The sequence below is a fragment of the Ornithinibacillus proteolyticus genome, assembly GCF_039581225.1.
In the GTDB taxonomy this organism is placed as follows: domain Bacteria; phylum Bacillota; class Bacilli; order Bacillales; family Amphibacillaceae; genus Ornithinibacillus; species Ornithinibacillus massiliensis.
The window spans coordinates 12,745-32,353 of sequence record NZ_JBCPXV010000007.1; the positions used below are offsets into that span (position 1 = coordinate 12,745).

Here is a 19,609-nt window from a genome sequence, read left to right on the forward strand (position 1 = left end):
ACTAGTTCACCCCTTTTGTATCCAGTTTAGTTGGATTGTGCATTTTCTTACGCTCAGCATGTAACTCGAGACGCAGGACTAATATACCTTTTTCTTTACCAAATACTAATGAAACTATAAAAAATATAGCTGCAAAAATAACGATAAACGGACCTGTTGGCCACCCACTACCAATAGCACTTATATACGTTCCAAGTACACCAGAGAGACCACCAAAACAGGCCGACAAGACTAACATCTTTCGAAAGGAATTCGTCCAATACCTAGCACTTACTGAAGGGATAATTAATAATGCCGCAATAAGAATAACACCAACAGCTTGAATGCCTACAACAATCGTAGTTACTAATACTATCGTATACATTACATGCATCCCTCTAATCGATAATCCGATTCCTTTAGCAAATTGCGGGTCAAATAAATAAAGCTTCCATTCTTTGAATGCCACAAATACGATTGCTATAACCACTATTGCTAATGCTAATATAGTAAACACATCGGATTTCACCATGGAAGCTGCCTGCCCAAAGATAAAGCTATCTAATCCACTTTGATTTCCTCCAACCGAACGGTTTACCACTGTAAGAAGCATAATTCCTAATCCGAAAAAAATGGATAATACCATCCCCATCGCGGTGTCTTCTGTTATTCTTGTTGTAGACTGTATCCCTTGAATAAAGAAAGCACCAATCAGTGCACTGATAGCAGCACCAATAATTAGAACGAGTACATTTTTCTCACCAATTAAGAGAAAGGCAATAATGACTCCAGGTAAAGAGGCATGACCTAGTGCATCACTCATCAAACTTTGCTTTTTCCAGTAGGCTAAACATCCAACCAACCCAGCTGCTATCCCTAGAATCATCGTACAAGCCAAAACCCACTGAAAGTTACTACTACTAAGGATGGGCCACATGAGACCCCTCCTCTAATGTCCAACGCATATTCCCACCATAGGTTCGTGCAATATTTTCCTTCGTAAACACAGTTGGTGTTTTCCCGTACTCCATCACTCTTCGATTTAGAAATAGTACATGGTCAAAGTACTCTGCCACTGTTTGTAAATCATGGTGCACAACCATTACCGTCTTTCCTTTTCCTTTCAATTCCTTCAAGATCGCCATTATCGCTTGTTCCGTTGCTGCATCTACTCCAGCAAGTGGCTCATCCATAAAGTAAAAATCAGCATCTTGTACGAGGGCACGAGCAAGAAAAACACGCTGCTGTTGCCCTCCTGATAATTGACTAATTTGTCGGTCAGCATAATCGGTCATTCCCATTTTGTTTAATGCTTCATATGCGAGCTTTTTGTGGGAACGGGATGGCAATTTTAGCCATCCGATTTTCCCATATAATCCCATTAACACTACATCTAATGCATTCGTTGGGAAATCCCAATCCACCGAACCACGCTGCGGTACATAGCCAATCGCCTGCTGAGCTTTCTTAAATGGTTGACCAAAGAAGTCGACCGTTCCCGATAAAGTAGGATGTAAATTTAATAGGGATTTAATTAAAGTAGATTTCCCTGCACCATTCGGGCCAACAATTCCTGTTAATGAGCCTTGCTCTACTGTGAAACTCACATTCTCTAGAACGGTGTTTTTACGATAGGATGCAGATAACTCTTTTACTGTAAGCACTGTTTTAACCATCTAATTTCCATCCCCCATTAATGCTTCGTAAATAGTCTCTACATTATGTCGATACATTCCTAAGTATGTCCCTTCTACCGTTCCTGCTTCCCCCATTGCATCTGAGAAGAGCTCACCACCTAGTGCGACCTTAACTCCTTCACCCTTTGCCCCTTCGATTACAGCTTTAATTGAGCTGTCATTAATGCTACTTTCGATGAAGACAGCTGGCACATTGTATTCCTTTATAATTTGAATGGTTTCTTGAATATCTGATACTCCAATCTCACCATCCGTACTTAAACCTTGTAATCCAACAACCTCTAAGTTATGCATTCTTCCAAAGTAACCAAACGCATCATGAGCTGTTACTAAGTATCTTTTGTTTGACGGAATTTCGGAAAGCTTCATAGCCTCATCTTTTACTTCGTCCATCTCAGCAAAGTATCCTTGCTTATTCGCTTCAAAATCATCCGCAAAATCTGGAGCATACTCCTTTAATTCTTCTACAGCGGCTTCTAGTCCTTGCTTCCAAAGATCAAGATCAAACCAGACATGTGGATCGACTGCACCTGTTTCGTCTTCCAGTAGCTGATTCTCTGGTAGTACTTCTCCTATCGCAAGCACAGGCTTTGAAGCTGATATTTCATCAAAAATATCCACCATATTTGCCTCTAGATTCAGTCCGTTATAAAATACCACATCTGCATTCGTAATCTTCGTAATATCACCATGTGTTGCGTTATACAAATGCGGGTCTACCGATGGCCCCATTAAACTCTCTACCTCAACATGCTCCCCACCAATAACGGATAACGGTTCTGCTATTTGGGCAATCGTCGTGACAATCTTAATTTTCCCATCAGGATTTGCAGAAGTTTTATCATCTGCCGAACAAGCTCCTAAAACAAAGCTAATGCTAAGTACAAACCAAAACCACCTTTTCATGAAAATCCCCATTTTTACCTCTCCCTTTTATTTTTCCCTAAGGAAACTTTATTAGTTACTAACAATATAATAAGTATAGTTTGTATAAGTCAAGTGTTTTTTATACAAACTTAAATTTTTCCTAAGGGAAACTTTTTAGGCGTTATTAGGATAGTATGTAAAAGGAGTTAAATTGTTCATTTAAACTATAACTCTAGTACTCGATTACAGATTAAACCCCTCTATTGTTTAGATAATGCTGAATCACTAAATGATTTGGTTGAAACCATTTCCATCATAAGTTACCATTTAAAGCCCAATAACAAAAACACCACAGTGACGTTCACTGTGGATAAGCTTTTACTTTGGAAAAGCAGCCAAGGCAATAATCACCTTGGCTGCTGCTAAATTATATTTGAATAGTAGCCTTACGTTTTTGAAAATCAACGTCCTTGTAATAAGCGTTCTTAACTAGGAGATTTGGCCCTAAGCACTTTACAGCTGGACAATGACAGTTTAAACTTTTAGCAGTCTTAGAACCCATCCACTTGTCATAGGCACTTTCAAGTGTTGTATCTTGTATATTTCCTAAGGATGGCTCTTCATCACCAAAATCCGTAACGATAATATCCCCGGTGAAAATATTTACATTTAGGCGCGACCTTCCGTCCGGATCATTCCGAACGGTTACATTCTTCTCCTGATATAACCGTTTGATTAAGGCTAATTCTTCCCGTGAGGAACTACATGCATAAAAAGGTAACGTACCAAATAGCATCCAAATGTCTTGATTTCGATGGTCTAGTAATCTTGTAATCCCATCGCGTATCTCATCAAGTGTTAAGGTTTTTAGCTTACTAGCAAAATCTACTGGGTACATTGGGTGAACCTCATGCCGTGTACATCCCATTTCAATAATATGATCATGTATCTTCTCTAGGTATGGGTAGGTACGCTTATTTAACATCGTTTCCGCTGAGACCATTACACCTTGTTTAGATAGAGCTTGTGCATTTTCTACCATTCTTGCAAAGTATTTTTTCCGATTTTCTGCTGTAGGCTTCCGCTCCATATGTGCAAAGCCTACTTCAGCAAATTCATCCTCGGTTCCCCAATTGTGGGAAATATGTAACACATCTAAATATGGGATGATCTCTTCATAGCGTTCATATGGTAATGTTAAATTAGAATTAATCTGTGTTCGTACCCCACGCTCATGAGCATATTTCAGTAGTGGAACAACATAGCTCCGGACTGACTTTTTATTCATCATCGGTTCGCCACCCGTAATACTCATTGTTCTTAGGTGAGGAATCTCCTCTAATCGTTGGATTAACAAATCAATTGGGAGGGCGTCTGGGTCCTTATTCTGAAGCATGTATCCAACTGCACAGTGTGCACAACGCATATTGCACATATAAGTAGTAGTAAATTCTATATTCGATAGTGTCATTTTTCCATGTTCTTCTACATCATAATAAGCTTCCCACGGATCATACTTTGGTGTAATTTGTTTTTGCTTTGTGTCATTCATAAAGAAACTCCTCTCGGTTATTCCTGCTAGTTCATTCCATTTAACCTTTATGACGACTATTATTCTATCACTTTCTGTAGAAAAGTACGAAGCCCTGTAGCAAATCAATTTCGCAACAGGGCTTTTTGCTATTTAACCTTGTATATCTCGCTTACGATATCCGACAAAGCCTATAATCATAATTCCAACAGCTGTAACGATTAATAGAATACTAGAGACCCAATCCATCTCCTCAATAGGTAACTGTGGAATATATCCAAATGGAGATAGCTTCCCTACCCATTCAGAAAACTGAAAGAGATTCCCTAGATATAGTACAAAGAAGGAATAACATACATACAACCAAATTAGACTCGTTCTTCTTGGTAACCAACCAATTAGGAATACTGCCACACTAATCATTACTAGAATGGCTGGGTAGTAGACAATTGCTGCCCCGTAGATCGTAGCGAAGTCTAACCCACCTTCAACTACTGCATCTCCAGCAATCCATAACCCTATGCCAGCAAGAGATAGCATGACAAAACCATTAACGATAGACGTGATAAGATAACTCGCCATAAGTTTCGTACGGGAGACAGCGCGACTTAGTACATGGTCCATTCGCTGCTTTTTCTCTTCTCCATATAGTTTATTCATAGACATAACAGCAGGAACTGTAGCTAGAATAGCCATGACCATCATTAACATCGGGATAAATTGCTCTGTTAAGGTATACCCTTCCGCTGCCACTAGCATATTCTGCATTTCTTCGCTACCGGCAAAGAATGCCTCTAAATCACCTAAGACAGAACCATAAGAGGCTCCCATTACGAACATCCCAATTGCCCAAGCAATCAAACCGGTTCGTTGTAGCCGTAATCCTAATCCAAGTGGAGATTGTAACAATACACTTGCTTGTTTTCTACCTGGCTTTGAAGGTAAAAATCCTGCTCCCATATCTCGGACGGCATTCAGATAGTTTGCGATTATTATTAATATTACCGAGGTTCCAAGCATAATCATAACCGGTAACCAGTTATTCGAGGAATAAACATCAGCCTGTGTAACCCAACCAAACGGAGATAACCAACTCAGTACTTCATTACTTACATCCCCGATGGCACGAATTAAATAAGCCACGATAAGTAGGGCAATGGATAATCCAATCGTTCCTCTAGAACTTTCTGATATTTGTGCAAACACCGCTGTTAAACCAGTAAAGAAAATTCCAGTTGCACCTAACACCGCCCCGTATAATAGTGACCCTTCCAAATCTATACTCGTTATATTTAACGCGTATAATCCAAAGCCTACACATAACGCAAGAATAATATTTATGACAACATATACCATCATCGTTGCATGTAATTGGGATAATCTCCCAACAGGTAACGAACGTATTAACTCTATCCGCCCGTCCTCTTCATCTGCCCGTGTATGTCTGGATACAAGCAGTATACTCATTAACCCGACAACAATTGCCGTAAAAATTAACATTTGATGGGCGGTCATGACACCGATTGTGTAGTTTTCAAAGTCAGCTGGGCCTACCATAGCAACCATAGCTGGATTTTTCATTGTTTCTGCCATCATATCTCGTTCTGCCTGTGATGGGTATAAGTCTGTAAAAGCTGCTGGAATTAATAATGTAAAAAACACTATCCCGATAAACCATAATGGAAGGCGCACCCGATCCCTTCTTAAAATAAACCGAGCTAATCGACCTGATTTACGAAAAGTAGTTGATGTCATTTATGATCTCCCCCCTACTCCTTTTTCCCCTTGTGTTTCATAATGGCGCATAAATAAATCCTCTAATGTAGGAGGTGTACTTTCTAGCTTTACAATTCCAAATTGACTTATATGTTTTACGACTAAGTCCAATTGTTCCGAATCTACCTGGAACGATACAGCATAATCCGTTCCTTCTAGTTCGTGTACGCCAGGTATGTCATGAAGATTCGTAATTGGCTCTTTCACTTCAACTCTCAAGTTCGTTCTTGTTAAATGGCGCAATTCATCTAGTGTACCAGTTTCAATTATTTCCCCCTGCCTAATAATCCCTACTCGATCACACAGCTTCTCCACTTCTGATAGAATATGACTCGATAACAATATGCTTTTGCCATTTTGCTTAGCCTCTAGTACACATTGTTGAAAAATCTGTTCCATTAATGGATCCAGTCCTGAAGTAGGTTCGTCTAAAATATATAAATCCGCATCAGAAGCAAACGCTGCAACTAAAGCTACCTTTTGTCGATTTCCTTTCGAGTAAGTCCGACATTTTTTTGTTGGATCTAAATCAAATCGCTTAATTAGTTCCTCCCGTTTTTGTTTATCAATCCCACCTCGAAGAGAACCAAATAAGTCAATGACCTCTCCCCCGGTAAGATTTGGCCATAGATTCACATCTCCCGGTACATACGCCAGACGTTTATGAATCTCTACAGCATCAGGCCATACATTTTTACCAAATATCGTCGCCTTACCATTCGTTGCCTTTAATATTCCTAGTAGAATACGAATGGTTGTTGATTTACCCGCCCCATTAGGACCGATAAACCCAAAGACCTCTCCCTCATTTAACTCCATATTGACACCATTTAAAGCAGTAAATTTGCCAAACCTCTTCGTCAAATTCGTTATTTCCAAAACTGCCATGTTTCTTCCTCCCTTTTCCACCCCATAAATATGGAAACATTAATTTTGAAATATTTTATCCTTATGAGTTCATAATATAAAAAATGATTCATTATTGCAATGATTTTTGAACTATTTTTATTGTTATGTTTCAAAATTTCTATTAAACTAATAGTGAGGTGAAATACATTGGATGGATTTAAACGAAGAAGTGAATTGAAAAGGACTAATATTCTACAATCAGCACTAGATCTTTTTATGAAATTTGGAATAAGTAAAGTATCCGTAGCTGAAATCGCAAAGAATGCAAATGTATCACAAGTAACTATATATAATTACTTCGGTAGTAAGGATAAATTAGTAGATGAGGTAGTTATTTATTATATGGAAGAAATTTGGAGTGAATTCCAGAAAATTATAGATAGTGATATCCACATCTCGGAGAAAATTAAGCAAATCATCTTTAACAAGACAACATCCGCGAGTTCTATAAACGAGGAGATTTATAACTATATTATAAAGGACTTTTCTTCTGGTACAGGAAGTTATATCGAAGAATTTTATACGAATAAAGCACTCCCAGAATTAATTAATTTATTTGATGAGGGGAAGGAACAGGGGTATATCGATTCCACCATCTCGAATGAAGCCATATTAATCTATATCCAAATGTTCCGGGAATATTTACAGCAAAAACATGTTTATGAACAGGTGCTCCCATATACGGAGGAATTAACGAAAATGTTCTTTTATGGGATTGTTGGTTATAAGGAAAAGTAATGCCTATTCGTCAAAAGGGGTAGAGACTATCCATGTCTCTACCCCCCAATAATTATTTTCTCACCGTAATACTGCCGTTCACCGTTTTTAGTTTAATTTTATGCGCGCCTTCGCCAAATACTGAATTCTTAGAGTTATCGCCTAATATGTCTACCTTTCCATTTACAACACTAACCTCAAAAGCCGCGTTCGTAGGTTCTTGCATTGTTTGAATTTCAATCTTCCCATTCACTGTTTCAAGATCAATGGAACGATCTAAATCATTGGTAATAAGTGTCGTTCGACCATTAACAGCATTACTAGTTATTTCACCATCAACATACGTTAATTCCACCCTACCGTTTTCAGACGAAACATAGGTAGTAATAGTGGTTAAATCCTCCAATTCAATTCGGCCATTAATAGTTTGCACATTGGCATGTTCTACTTCCAGACCTTCTACATTAACTCTTCCGTTTATTACATCCACTTTTAGTTCAGCATATTGCTTTTCAGGTAAATAGATGACTAAACTTGGACCTTGGAAGCTAAAGTCAAACGATATAAATTGAAGAATTCGTTTTTCCTTTACTTCTACTGCAAGCGTGTCACCATCTTCTTCTACAGTAAACTTATACTTGTTTTTACTTGTAGCTGGCGATGTAAATTCTACTGTAATTTCCTTCTCCGATGTGGGTAGGACTTCAACTCTTGCATTGTCTGTTTTAACATTCAGTGTCGTAATACCTTGATTATCAATGACTTCTGTTTCTATTACATCTTCAGAAGATGCACCTGCCGTTTTATACGTTAGGAGACTACCAATGACGCCGACGACGAATAGACAAGAAGCAATGATTATCCATAACTTTTTCCTAGGCATTTCCTATTCCTCCTTTAACCATACGAACATTAAATTGTAAATAGCGTATAAAACCTTTACTTAACCATCTTGTCACATAATACATCCCAATAATCACAAAGATTCCGATTCCAGCAAACGTAATCGATATGAATAATTGATAAAGTTCAAATATTTCTGGGTAAATGGCTACATTAATTAAATACAAAACTGGACTTGCTATTCCGGATAATCCTACTGCCCAACCAGATAATACAATTCCTACTAAGGCGATAAATGGCCCTAGTACAATAACTAAGTTAAAAAAACCAAGTCCAATTACTGCCCATACGGCACGAAGGACATTTCCCGTAGTTGCCGTTTCTTGGACCTGTTCCAAATGGAAAGAAGCCGTTATTTCTTTGGCTATTTGCTGTGGGGTTCCAAGCCCTTTCGCAATTTCTTCTTCTGATTTCCCTTCACTAACTCCAACTTCAAAATGTTCCCTAAAGTCTTGTATAATATCTTCTCGTTCAGAAGAAGGTAGACGCTTTAAAGCACCCTCCAACTGTGTTAAAAACTGTTCCTTATTCATTTCGAACACCTTCCTCGATTAATTGATTCACACCCTCGGTGAACTTCTGCCAATCCTCTAATAGTTCTTGCAAGTAAATTCTACCCTCTTCTGTTAGCGCATAATATTTTCTAGATGGTCCCTCTGTAGATTCTTTTAAATACGTAGTAAAATATCCTTCCTTCGTTAACCTTCTTAATAATGGATAAACAGACCCTTCTGAAATGGCAATCTGATCGGAGATTTTCTGAACCAATTCATAACCATATCGATCTTGTTTATCTAATAAGACGAGCACACATAGCTCCAATACACCTTTCTTAAACTGTACGTTCAATACTTCCACCTCTGCTCTACTACTATACATTGTATAGTACCAATTTATAATTAATTCCTTTAGCTATAATTTAACATATACTACTGTTCAATACAAGGTACTATTTAAATAAAATACTTAACAAGGTAAAATGATGGTTATCAATGAAATACAGGGATGAACGAAGACAGCAGGGTTAACCAAGCTGTCTTCGTTCATCCCTGTGATAGTTTGCTTCGGAATTTCAAGAAGACTTCTTCATATTAAGTTGGTGTGGGAACATCTTAGCAGTATGTTTGTAGAACCGATACAAAATAAAAGCAATTATTGGGATTAACATAATATATACAGTTAATGCTCCTAGCAAGGCCGACTGTAATTCTTCTATAGACGTAAGGGGCAAGCTAGGTAAAAAGGTTGTAAAACTAGAAACTAGATTCGTTAACGAATGTAAAACGATTGGAACGATTAATCTCTTCGTTTTTAAATAAACCAAACTATAAAATATTCCACTAGCAAAATAACCCAGAAATAGCATAATATCAAAATGAACACAGGCAAATAACAAGGAGCTCATGATTATCGCTTTTCCCAGCCCTATTTTAGCTCCCCATTTATTTAATAGATACCCTCTAAATAACAATTCTTCAAAAATAGGTACGAATGTAAAACTAATGATCAACATCAGAATACTATTAACGTCAGCACTTACATGGGTATGCTCTGAAAGTAACAGCAACACTTCTGTATATATTTCCGGATAAACTAACGAAACCAGTGGCACACCTACACTTTGTGAAAGCCAGGAAAATAGGATCAATAGAAATTTTATACTTATTAATAAGATCCACGGTACATGTTGAACGGATGGCTCTCCAATCACTTCAGCATCTATACCATTCATGCGTAATGAGCGTATCATGATAAAAAGAGCAAAAATATAAAACGTTGCGATCCATACAACATTCAAGTCCATTCCGAGTATACTTTGCATGATATTATGTAGTATGTGGCATATTAAACCTAAGACGAATAATTGCACTATAACATTCCATATCTTTAGTTCACCAAACTTTTCCCCCATAAAACAAGGCACATCTCCTTCTATTGTAACCATTACCATATCTCGTAATTTAAGCTTGAGAATGTATGTGCACTAAATCTCTTTGCTTAATGCTCCATAATTTTACATCCTAATGCTATAGCATGTATACTAACATAAAACACAAAGATATTTAACTATTCGAAATTCAATTTAGAAATGAAATTGGTTATTCCTTAATGAAAACAGGAGGCTACCACTGTTAGCCTCCTGTTTTCATCATGTACTTTTTACCCAAACCAATTCTGATCTCGCTCTTCTAAAGCAACTACTACCGCCTTCTGTAATAATTAATTCTCCTATTAAACATATAAAACATATATAAATATAGCACGATTACAACCCCATCAATTCCGAGTAGTACATACTGTAACCAAAAGTCATTCCAAGTTACAACTATTCCTATTTGAGAAATAAGGAAAAGGAAGAAAACGAGTAAATAAAAGCCAATCATTCGTTTATAAGAATCTTGTATGGACTCATTATCAGAGTACAATTTCCGGATAGATGGATTGGAGGCATCTGTTCGGAAGTAGTGAAAGACTCCCATTGATCCAATGACATATTCCCACCCTGCATCTTCATATAGCTTGAAATAATCCATCTGAGCATTTTGGCGAAAATCGATTTGATACACATATGATTTGGTTGGATCTTCCTCAAATTCATACCATAGTAATTTATGATGTTGAAAATGTAGTCCCTTTTGAGACATTTCCGTCAACCACTGCTCTTCCTTTTCAATGTTAAATGATAATGATATCCTGAGTTTTCTTATTGTCATCCTACTCTACCTCCAGTTCTGTCATGATATCCTTTGCATTTTCCACTAACGATTTCAACCTTCTATACTCTAAACGTAAGACTTCTTTACCTAAACTAGTTAACTGGTAATACTTCCTTCGTTCATCATCTTGCACAACTGCTTTCTCAATAACTTGTTGTTTTTCCAATTTACTGAGCGCCCCATACAATGTTCCTGGACCCATTGTCACTTCACCCTTACTAACCGCTTCTACATCCTGCATAATTCCGTATCCATGTCGGACTTCCCGTAAAGATAATAGAATATAGTAGGTAGCCTGTGACAAAGGGAGAAAAGTTTCTGCTTTTTTCGTCATATTTTCACCACCATTATATATCACCTATCGATGTATCGATGTGCGATATATCATATGTCGATATAATAACATGAACACCTTCTTTTGACAATACATGAATTATTTTTTTACAACATACAACCGGGAGAGCGACTTCATCATATTTTAGTAATAAAGATTAATTATGATGATTTCCGAGAAAGATAAATTGAAGCAATAATGATTTTTCATTATACTAGTGGCAGTGAAAGGGGTATATACCATGGAACAAACAAAATTAGAATCGAAAGTAATATCCGTACTTAAGGATAAAATACAGACAATACCAACAACAGAAGGCGCTATCTATTTAGTTGGACCCATTCGCCTTCCTGTTAATCTATACGGAGAAACCGTTGAATTCAAATGGTATAGCTGGTTAAATTCAACGGAAGCAACTGATGATTATCAGACCATCATCGATAATCTATCGTCACAAAACTTAGCAGACTATCAACAGTCTAGTGTCTTAGTTTATGGTGATTTTGAAAATGATGACGATGCCTTAATCCGAATGCATTCCATTTGTCATACTGGTGATATCTTTGGAAGTAAACGTTGTGATTGTGGCTTCCAACTGAAAGAATCCATGCACAAAATTACCGAGCATGGTACTGGAGCTATTTTCTACCTTGCTAATCATGAGGGTCGGGGTATTGGTTTATTTTCTAAAGCAATGGCCTATATTTTACAGGAGAATGGTCTTGATACCGTTCAAGCCAATGAAGCACTTGGATTTGTGAATGACTCTAGAAATTATGACGATGCTATTCGTGTCTTGAAAAGATTACGTACAAAGCCGGTAACATTAATTACGAACAATCCATTAAAGCTTGAAGCAATGAAGAAAGCCGGATTAACCTTAACAGGGCGCGTGCCACTGTGGGGCGATGTTTCTGAATATAACGAACGCTACCTTAAAACAAAGGTAGAAAAATCTGGTCACCTGCAAGAGGAAGGAACCTGTTCCAATGAGTAATCATGAGTTCTATATGGGACTTGCCATCCAAAACGCTAAGGCGATGAAGGGACAGACGGATCCAAACCCGCTTGTAGGATCTGTTATTGTCAATGACAATCGGATTGTTGGTGTCGGCACACACCTAAAAGCAGGAGAACCGCACGCAGAGATTCATGCATTACGTATGGCAGGCGAGAAAGCCAAGGGTGGGACGATTTATGTAACGTTAGAACCATGCTCCCACCATGGTAGAACCGGACCGTGCGCGGAAGCTATTGTTCAAGCAGGAATCAAGAGGGCGGTCATTGCAACATTAGATCCGAATCCAATTGTGGCAGGAAACGGTGTGAAACTACTACAGGATGCCGGCATCGAGGTCATTATTGGGGTTTTAGAACAAGAATCCATACAAATGAATGAAGTTTTTAATAAATTTATTGTGGAGAAAAAACCATTTGTCACGCTTAAGGCGGGGGCTTCATTAGATGGTAAAGTTGCAACCCATACGTTTAGTAGTAAATGGATTACTTCAGAAGAAGCACGACGAGATGTACATCAGCTTCGGAGTGAAAATATGGCTATTCTCGTTGGAATAAAAACTGTTTTAACAGATAATCCATCGTTAACAGCACGGATTCCTAATGGACGTAATCCAGTTCGAGTTATAATGGATTCCACCTTAAAGATTCCAATGAATGTTAACGTTATAACCGATAACCAAGCAGAAACATGGATTTTTACTAGTAAAAACCATGATGAAACAAAAAAGCTTCAGCTTGAGGAGCGCGGCATTCGTGTATTTGTAACATCAGGTGAAACATCGGTTAATCCAAAAGAGGTAGTTGCGATTCTTGGCGAGCATCTTGTCTCCTCCCTATTCTTAGAGGGCGGCGGAAATATCCATGCTTCTTTCTTAGAACATCAATTAGTTGATAAAGTTGTACTTTACTTCGCTCCAAAATTAGTCGGAGGGAAAGAAGCACCTACATTTCTAGAGGGAACTGGAGTAGTAGACATGCAAGATGCCCTAGATTTAACGAATACAAACATCGAAAAGATTGGCAAAGACTTTAAGTTTACGGGTTACCCAGTTTATAAAAATTGAGGGATTATATGAGATTTGGTTTTGATATCGATGACACATTAATAAATTTGCGCGAGCATGCCTTTCATATCTATAGGAACAAACTAAAAAAGCATGTTCCAATCGAAGAATTCTATGCTTTAAAGCGTGTGGAAATCCACGAACCTTTTGGATTAACAGACGAAGAGGGAAGCACTATGTGGAATAGTTCACTTGAAGATATTTATTACACGGACTGTCCACCATACCAAGGTGCCGTGGAGGCATTAAATACACTAATAGATTCTGGGCATGAAATCTTTTATATTACCGCAAGACCAAAAGAACACGGTGAGCGGACAAAAAACTGGATGAAGCAGCAAGGTTTCCCAGTAAACGATGAACATTTTTTCTATGGCATGCAAGACCATGAGAAAATCCATATTATTAAAGAGCTAAAGCTAGATTATTATGTAGACGATAAACCGACCATTTTAGATACGCTATCAAAAGAACCGATTGAGCTTTTCTTAAAGGATCAGTCTTATAATCGAGCTGCGACATATAACCGGGTTTTAGATTGGGAAGAGTTTTTGGGGAAATTAAAATAACCGTAACAATAGACTACTCTCTTGCATCGGAAATATACGTTACTTTCTATCAGCTACTGGATAGTAATGCTACTAATGATCCTAGGAAGCCCCTGTGTGCGAAATGCGAGGAACAGGGGCTTCCTAGGGATTACATTTGTCCTATTTCGGAGTTTACGTATATTTTCGGCGCTAATAGTTACTGCTTAATTTATGAAATAAGCTTCTACCGCTACTCTAGATTATTTGCATAAAGACCTAATCGCTTCACTAAGTCAATAGCCATTTTCTTTTCTTCCACAGTTAACCCATCCATAATATCACGTATGGCTTTTGCATGATGTGGGAAAATCTCATCCATTAATTCCTTACCAGATTCGGAAATAACAGCAAATGTAACCCTTCTATCTGTTGGGCATGCTTTACGAGTTAAGTAGTTTTTTTCTTCTAATTTATCCACAACGTACGTAATACTGCTGCTTGCCAGTAAAACCTTCTGACCGATTTTCTGTATTGGTTGTTCTCCTTTATGATATAACAACTCTAAAACAGCAAATTCCGTTAGATTCAATCCATACCCCTTCACATTTTTGGTAATCTGTTTCTCGATTGCTTGAATTGCTCTAGACAGTACGACAAAAAGTTTAAGTGAGGCGGCTTGGTTTTCGTCGAAATGATTCGCATTATCCATGAATATCAATCCTTTAAGTAATAGTTATGAAGTTTAATTTAGTATATCGCAAAATTCCAAGATTTTCTATTCATAATGGGTAATATTTACTAAAATTGCCATTTATGGAGGGTTGTAAAAAGATCATGGCATATTAATGTGGAAGTATATCAAAGCAGAGCTATACATATAAAAAATAGAAACTACCGAATTAGGAATCGGCAGTTTCTATAGAGGGTGGATTAACTAATCGCTATTCCTGCATGGCTTTTCTAATAATGTCTGGTATCATCACAGCCTAACAGAAAAATCTACTTTTAAATAATCTTTATCAATACATTCCTCCCAATATTGCAAGTGTTTTTTATCAATCCAATGATTAGATTCGTTGACTTCTTGTCCACCATTCCCCTGAACAAAGTACCAATACAAATACTCACTGCCAGCAATTTCTTCCCTCAATATAGTTTCAACATACCTCTTCTCATCCGTTAATGTGACAAGTACTTCTTTCATATTGTCATTCAAAAACTTCATCCATTCATCTACTTTTTTTGTCTTTCCATCTTTCACTTTGAATCTTGTTAATTCTATATTCATATTAGCCCCCTTATCTTACCCAGTATTCTGTACAGTCTTTACTGCGGTCCATAAAGCCATATTCAATGAGGTATCTTCTGATGGTTACATAATCGGCGTAAATCATCTTGAGAATGCTATTAATTTCCTTTTCCGTGTATTTTCTATTCGGTTCAAATCGCTTCATAATATTTTGCAACACAATCAGTTTTCGTTTTTCTTTACTTGGAAAGGAATCTAAACTACCATCCAGCCCCTGCTTAAAATACGTTGATAGAATCTTTTGCTTTTCTTCTTCTGTCGTTACATATCGCTCATCCACCATTTTCGCCCCCTTATGAAAACTAACAAAATTATTTCTATCTTTTTCATTGGAATTCCGGTTTAGAAGCTCCATAATAGCAAGAAATACTTTCGCTTGTTTTTCCTTTTCTTTCAGTTTGAATCGATGATTTCTAACCGTAGAAGGACTGCCCCCATTCTGTTGTTTGATGATTTCCTTATCACTTAAGCCTCTTTTGAAATAATGCAGTAATTCTTTTTGATGATTGGATAATCCAGTGTACTTTTTATCTAGGTGTAGTAAATACTCAAACACGGACTCATGACGATCCTCTATATGTTGAACTATCGCTTTTTTAGCTTCGTATAACATTCCATCCATTGGATAGATAATGCCATCTTCATAACTTTCCCCACACAGGAGGCATATGTATTCATCATTGGATTGGATATACCCTAACGAGAGCTCTTCTACTGTTGCATTCCAAAACCGTTCATCTATACTCATTATAAACATTACCCCTTTTTGTTTATTTATATATAAACATATTATAATATTGTTTACAATAAAATCGACACCAAACAAAAAAGCTTGAATACCAAGCTTTTTAAGAGTACATTTATATTACCTCTACTCACTATACTTCCTTCAATCGATCACTTTCTTATTCCCTTTTTGAAAATGAATGATACTTATAATAGGAGTCATTACTTCTCCATCCCAAAACAATCCGCTACCATTTTGGATGGCATAAATATCCTGCTTTTCCGATAAATGGATTAATTCTTCATCCATTCCATCACGATAATGAACCTCTACACTGAAGTCCACTAGACCTAACCCTTTAATGACCAAGGTTTCTGGATAATCCTCATCCTTGGTAATAATACAGTCCTTACTGAAAGCTAAAGCACCTGCGCTCACACCTATCAACAACCCCGAATGTCCTCTAATAGATGTAACTAATTCTTTATCTATCAACCTTTCCATCAATTTCTCCGGCCTACCACCAGTAAAGTATAGCACTTCATGTTCCTTGATTTTTGATTGCATCTCTTGACTCGTTAGTCTTTGGTTGAGAATGTCGAGATGACTAACTCCAATATCCTCAAAAGTTTTTTTGGCAGAATTATACCAACTATCCAGTCTGTTTTCTTCTGTAGCGAAAGGAATGATTAAAAGTTTACTATCCTTCTTAACGTGATGGCTTATAAATTTTATTACATCATTAAGCTCTCCCGTTAAGGGGTTTCCTCCTCCAATAAAACAGAGTTTCATAAGCATCTCCCTTACTATCTCAAGTATGTAGTTACTCTTGAAGTTGTATCAAAACTATGCAATTTCTAGCTATATCTTAACATAGGTGAGCATCAATTCTTCCTACTACTCTCCAAACCAAAAAGCATACCAACAATTAGTTGATATGCCACGTTTTCCTCATTCTATAAATCTTTTTTCATTAGTCGCATCGAGTTCAATACGACAATAAGTGTCGCTCCCATATCCGCAAAAATAGCGATCCATAATGTTAGCCATCCTGGAATAACTAATAGCAAAGCTAATACTTTTAGCACTAGAGCGAAGATAATATTTTGCTTAATAATCGTTAAGGTTTTACGGCTTAGAGAAATCGTATATGGTAATTTCTCCAAGTCATCGGCCATTAATGCTATGTCTGCTGTTTCTAAGGCCACATCGGTTCCTGCGCCTCCCATGGCAATTCCAACATTAGCTGATGCAAGTGCCGGTGCATCATTAATTCCATCACCAACCATGGCTACACGACCATACCTATCCTTTAATCGACTTATAACGGTTAATTTATCCTCAGGTAATAATTCCGCTTTTACTTCTGTTAACCCGAGGCTTGAGCCTATTGCCTCTCCGGTTAATTGGTTGTCTCCTGTTAGCATAATGGTCCGCTTCATACCTAACTGATGGAGCTTCTGAATAATGGATCGACTTACTGAACGGATTTGATCAGCTACTCCGATAATCCCTATCACTTCTTGAGACGTACCTAATAGCATTACCGTTTTCCCTTCCGCTTGTAGCTGGCTAGTTCTCTCCAGTAGCTCAGCATGTAAGGGCAGCATCTCTGAAAACAATGCCGGGTTACCAATGAAGTACTCTGTCCCTTGTACCGTGGCTTTAGCTCCTTTACCTGTATAGGATAGGAAATCCTCCGCTTTATAATCTACGGCTTGAAGACGGATTGCTTTTCGTTTAATAGCTGATGCAAGTGGATGCTGTGAATATTCTTCAATAGCTGCAGCAATACGGATCAAGTCGGCTTCATCTTTATCTGTAAGTGGGATAATGTCTGTTACTTCCGGCTTTCCTTTCGTTAAGGTACCGGTCTTATCAAAAGCTACCACATCGATATGGCCTGCTTCCTCCAGATGGATGCCACCCTTAATTAGCACACCATTTCTTGCAGCATTACCGATAGCCGTCACAATTGCAACAGGTGTCGATACAACTAATGCACACGGGCAACCAACTACTAATACCGCTAGACCACTGTAGATCCAATTAGACCATTCCCCACCGAAAAATAGAGGTGGGATAACTGCGACAAGGAAAGAAAGAAACAGAATCGCAGGCGTATAATATTTGGCAAATTTATCTACAAACTGTTGGGAGGGTGCTCGTTCGGCTTGTGCTTCCTCCACTAGATGAATGATTTTAGCAATCGTTGTATCTGCTACTCGCTTAGTAACTCGTACCTCTAATGAACCTTCTTCATTGATTGTTCCCGCATATACCTCATCACCGCTTACCTTATGAACTGGGATTGATTCACCAGTTATCGCTGCTTGATTGACAGAGGATTGCCCTTTTACAACTTCCCCGTCCATCGCAATTTTCTGTCCAGGCTTAATGATTAAAATATCACCAATTTGTACATCTTCTACATCAATTTCCATTGTTTGCGAGCCATGACGAATAGTAGCCTTCTTCGGTGCGATATCCATCAGTGATTTGATTGATTGCCGCGCCTTATTCATAGCGTAACTTTCAAGTGCTTCACTTAGCGCAAACAAGAACACCACGACCGCACCTTCTGCCCATTCTCCAATAATCGCTGCACCAATAATGGCAATTGTCATTAATGTCTTCATATCAAATTCAAGCTTCATTAAATTTTTCAATCCGACCTTAAATAAGGAAAGTCCTCCTACCAATATTGCAGTGAGAAAGGCTCCTATTGTAATAGGGTGGCTTTCACCCATCCTAAAGTAGAATACGTACCCTACTATGGTGAAAAGTAACGATATAAAAGTGGTTATAGTCTCCCTTTTTTTCCATCGTTCTGGTTCATTATTCCATTCCGGTTGGACCTTAATCCCATCAAAAGCACCTGCAGCTTCCAACTGATCAACGGATGCCGCACCATGTACAGTTAGCTTTGCAGCACCAAAGTTCACCTGAACATCCTCTACCGTATTAATATTACGGATGTTCTCTTCAAATTTTGCAGCACAGTTCGTACAAGACAAGCCTTGTAATCGATAGACTTGTTTATTTTCCTCCAAGTCCAGCACCTTCTCTCGAATGTTCCATAGCAATCGATACTAACTGATGAACATGCTCATCCTTTAGTGAATAGAATACTAACTTCCCTTCTTTACGATACTTTGCGAGCCCCATATTACGGAGCAGTCGTAAATGATGGGATGCTGTTGCTGTCGTAGAACCGATAATATTTGCAACATCACAAACACACAGTTCATCTTCAATTGTTAACGCATAGGCGATTTTTAACCGTGTTAAATCTGATAATGCCTTAAATATCATTTCTACCCCACTAACTTCTTCTATCTGTGGTTTTATTCGATTCACTTTTTCTTCTTCAAAACAAAATACCTCACAAGTATCGTGGTTAACCTTTTTCACAGTACTTCCTGCCATTTTATCGCCTCATTCAAATAATTGTTTGATTATAATATCATCTTATGCTATAGATTAATGTGATGTCAACAATCAAACGAATATTTGAATAAAGAATTTC

21 protein-coding genes and 1 pseudogene are annotated in these 19,609 nt (G+C 37.8%); 4 read left to right on the forward strand and 18 right to left on the reverse strand.

Features of this window, described 5'->3' with window-relative positions:
- Window position 1 precedes the first annotated feature (1 nt).
- From AAIB49_RS05125 to AAIB49_RS05150, 6 genes are all read right to left on the reverse strand, one after another.
- On the reverse strand, window positions 2–916 hold the full coding sequence (locus AAIB49_RS05125; RefSeq protein ID WP_343457394.1) for a metal ABC transporter permease: 915 nt from the start codon (window positions 914–916) through the stop codon (window positions 2–4).
- Window positions 900–1,655 carry a metal ABC transporter ATP-binding protein gene (locus AAIB49_RS05130; protein WP_339217336.1) on the reverse strand — a complete coding sequence of 252 codons (756 nt, stop codon included), beginning with the start codon at window positions 1,653–1,655 and terminating at the stop codon, window positions 900–902. The genes AAIB49_RS05125 and AAIB49_RS05130 overlap by 17 nt, the downstream gene beginning before the upstream one ends.
- A complete protein-coding gene (locus AAIB49_RS05135; protein ID WP_339217337.1) occupies window positions 1,656–2,582 on the reverse strand; it encodes a metal ABC transporter solute-binding protein, Zn/Mn family in 927 nt (308 codons plus the stop codon).
- Window positions 2,583–2,970: 388 nt separating this feature from the next.
- Complete coding sequence (gene yfkAB, locus AAIB49_RS05140; protein ID WP_343457395.1) at window positions 2,971–4,095, reverse strand: radical SAM/CxCxxxxC motif protein YfkAB; 1,125 nt, start codon at window positions 4,093–4,095, stop codon at window positions 2,971–2,973.
- 132 nt (window positions 4,096–4,227) lie between these two features.
- Complete coding sequence (locus AAIB49_RS05145) at window positions 4,228–5,829, reverse strand: ABC transporter permease (protein WP_339217340.1); 1,602 nt, start codon at window positions 5,827–5,829, stop codon at window positions 4,228–4,230.
- Entirely contained in the window at window positions 5,830–6,738 is a 909-nt protein-coding gene (locus AAIB49_RS05150) for an ABC transporter ATP-binding protein (RefSeq protein ID WP_339217341.1), read from the reverse strand.
- Window positions 6,739–6,906: 168 nt separating this feature from the next.
- Here AAIB49_RS05150 and AAIB49_RS05155 point away from each other — a divergent pair, with 168 nt between their 5' ends.
- On the forward strand, window positions 6,907–7,497 hold the full coding sequence (locus AAIB49_RS05155; protein ID WP_339217343.1) for a TetR/AcrR family transcriptional regulator: 591 nt from the start codon (window positions 6,907–6,909) through the stop codon (window positions 7,495–7,497).
- A gap of 52 nt (window positions 7,498–7,549) precedes the next feature.
- On the opposite strand, the gene AAIB49_RS05160 is transcribed toward AAIB49_RS05155, so the two are convergent.
- The 6 genes from AAIB49_RS05160 to AAIB49_RS05185 form a co-directional block, all read right to left on the reverse strand.
- Window positions 7,550–8,359, reverse strand: a complete 810-nt coding sequence (locus AAIB49_RS05160; RefSeq protein WP_339217345.1) for a DUF4097 family beta strand repeat-containing protein — start codon at window positions 8,357–8,359, stop codon at window positions 7,550–7,552.
- Complete coding sequence (locus tag AAIB49_RS05165; protein ID WP_339217347.1) at window positions 8,352–8,912, reverse strand: HAAS signaling domain-containing protein; 561 nt, start codon at window positions 8,910–8,912, stop codon at window positions 8,352–8,354. The genes AAIB49_RS05160 and AAIB49_RS05165 overlap by 8 nt, the downstream gene beginning before the upstream one ends.
- Window positions 8,905–9,228, reverse strand: a complete 324-nt coding sequence (locus AAIB49_RS05170) for a PadR family transcriptional regulator (RefSeq protein WP_343457396.1) — start codon at window positions 9,226–9,228, stop codon at window positions 8,905–8,907. The genes AAIB49_RS05165 and AAIB49_RS05170 overlap by 8 nt, the downstream gene beginning before the upstream one ends.
- A 223-nt stretch (window positions 9,229–9,451) precedes the next feature.
- On the reverse strand, window positions 9,452–10,324 hold the full coding sequence (locus AAIB49_RS05175) for a CPBP family intramembrane glutamic endopeptidase (RefSeq protein ID WP_343457397.1): 873 nt from the start codon (window positions 10,322–10,324) through the stop codon (window positions 9,452–9,454).
- Window positions 10,325–10,580: 256 nt separating this feature from the next.
- Window positions 10,581–11,093, reverse strand: a complete 513-nt coding sequence (locus AAIB49_RS05180; protein WP_343457398.1) for a DUF2812 domain-containing protein — start codon at window positions 11,091–11,093, stop codon at window positions 10,581–10,583.
- Window position 11,094: 1 nt separating this feature from the next.
- Window positions 11,095–11,430 carry a PadR family transcriptional regulator gene (locus tag AAIB49_RS05185; RefSeq protein ID WP_339217354.1) on the reverse strand — a complete coding sequence of 112 codons (336 nt, stop codon included), beginning with the start codon at window positions 11,428–11,430 and terminating at the stop codon, window positions 11,095–11,097.
- A gap of 241 nt (window positions 11,431–11,671) precedes the next feature.
- On the opposite strand from AAIB49_RS05185, the gene AAIB49_RS05190 reads away from it, so the two are divergent.
- The 3 genes from AAIB49_RS05190 to AAIB49_RS05200 are packed head-to-tail and all read left to right on the forward strand — an operon-like array spanning window position 11,672 to window position 14,083.
- Window positions 11,672–12,427, forward strand: coding sequence for a GTP cyclohydrolase II (locus tag AAIB49_RS05190; protein ID WP_343457399.1), 756 nt, complete (start codon window positions 11,672–11,674; stop codon window positions 12,425–12,427).
- Window positions 12,420–13,514 carry a bifunctional diaminohydroxyphosphoribosylaminopyrimidine deaminase/5-amino-6-(5-phosphoribosylamino)uracil reductase RibD gene (gene ribD / locus AAIB49_RS05195; RefSeq protein ID WP_343457400.1) on the forward strand — a complete coding sequence of 365 codons (1,095 nt, stop codon included), beginning with the start codon at window positions 12,420–12,422 and terminating at the stop codon, window positions 13,512–13,514. The genes AAIB49_RS05190 and ribD overlap by 8 nt, the downstream gene beginning before the upstream one ends.
- 8 nt (window positions 13,515–13,522) lie before the next feature.
- Window positions 13,523–14,083, forward strand: coding sequence for a 5' nucleotidase, NT5C type (locus AAIB49_RS05200; protein WP_339217358.1), 561 nt, complete (start codon window positions 13,523–13,525; stop codon window positions 14,081–14,083).
- Window positions 14,084–14,294: 211 nt separating this feature from the next.
- On the opposite strand, the gene AAIB49_RS05205 is transcribed toward AAIB49_RS05200, so the two are convergent.
- The 6 genes and pseudogenes from AAIB49_RS05205 to AAIB49_RS05230 all read right to left on the reverse strand — a co-directional run bounded on the left by AAIB49_RS05205 (window position 14,295) and on the right by AAIB49_RS05230 (window position 19,509).
- Complete coding sequence (locus tag AAIB49_RS05205) at window positions 14,295–14,753, reverse strand: MarR family winged helix-turn-helix transcriptional regulator (RefSeq protein ID WP_339217360.1); 459 nt, start codon at window positions 14,751–14,753, stop codon at window positions 14,295–14,297.
- A 232-nt stretch (window positions 14,754–14,985) separates the two neighbouring features.
- A pseudogene (locus AAIB49_RS05210) lies at window positions 14,986–15,332 on the reverse strand (DUF6176 family protein).
- 10 nt (window positions 15,333–15,342) lie between these two features.
- Window positions 15,343–16,101, reverse strand: a complete 759-nt coding sequence (locus AAIB49_RS05215; RefSeq protein ID WP_339217362.1) for a DUF2087 domain-containing protein — start codon at window positions 16,099–16,101, stop codon at window positions 15,343–15,345.
- A gap of 141 nt (window positions 16,102–16,242) precedes the next feature.
- Window positions 16,243–16,872, reverse strand: coding sequence for a Type 1 glutamine amidotransferase-like domain-containing protein (locus AAIB49_RS05220; RefSeq protein WP_343457401.1), 630 nt, complete (start codon window positions 16,870–16,872; stop codon window positions 16,243–16,245).
- Window positions 16,873–17,036: 164 nt separating this feature from the next.
- Entirely contained in the window at window positions 17,037–19,133 is a 2,097-nt protein-coding gene (locus tag AAIB49_RS05225; protein ID WP_343457402.1) for a heavy metal translocating P-type ATPase, read from the reverse strand.
- Window positions 19,120–19,509: an ArsR/SmtB family transcription factor gene (locus tag AAIB49_RS05230; protein ID WP_186869488.1), complete on the reverse strand. Its 390-nt coding sequence runs from the start codon at window positions 19,507–19,509 to the stop codon at window positions 19,120–19,122. The genes AAIB49_RS05225 and AAIB49_RS05230 overlap by 14 nt, the downstream gene beginning before the upstream one ends.
- Window positions 19,510–19,609 lie beyond the last annotated feature (100 nt).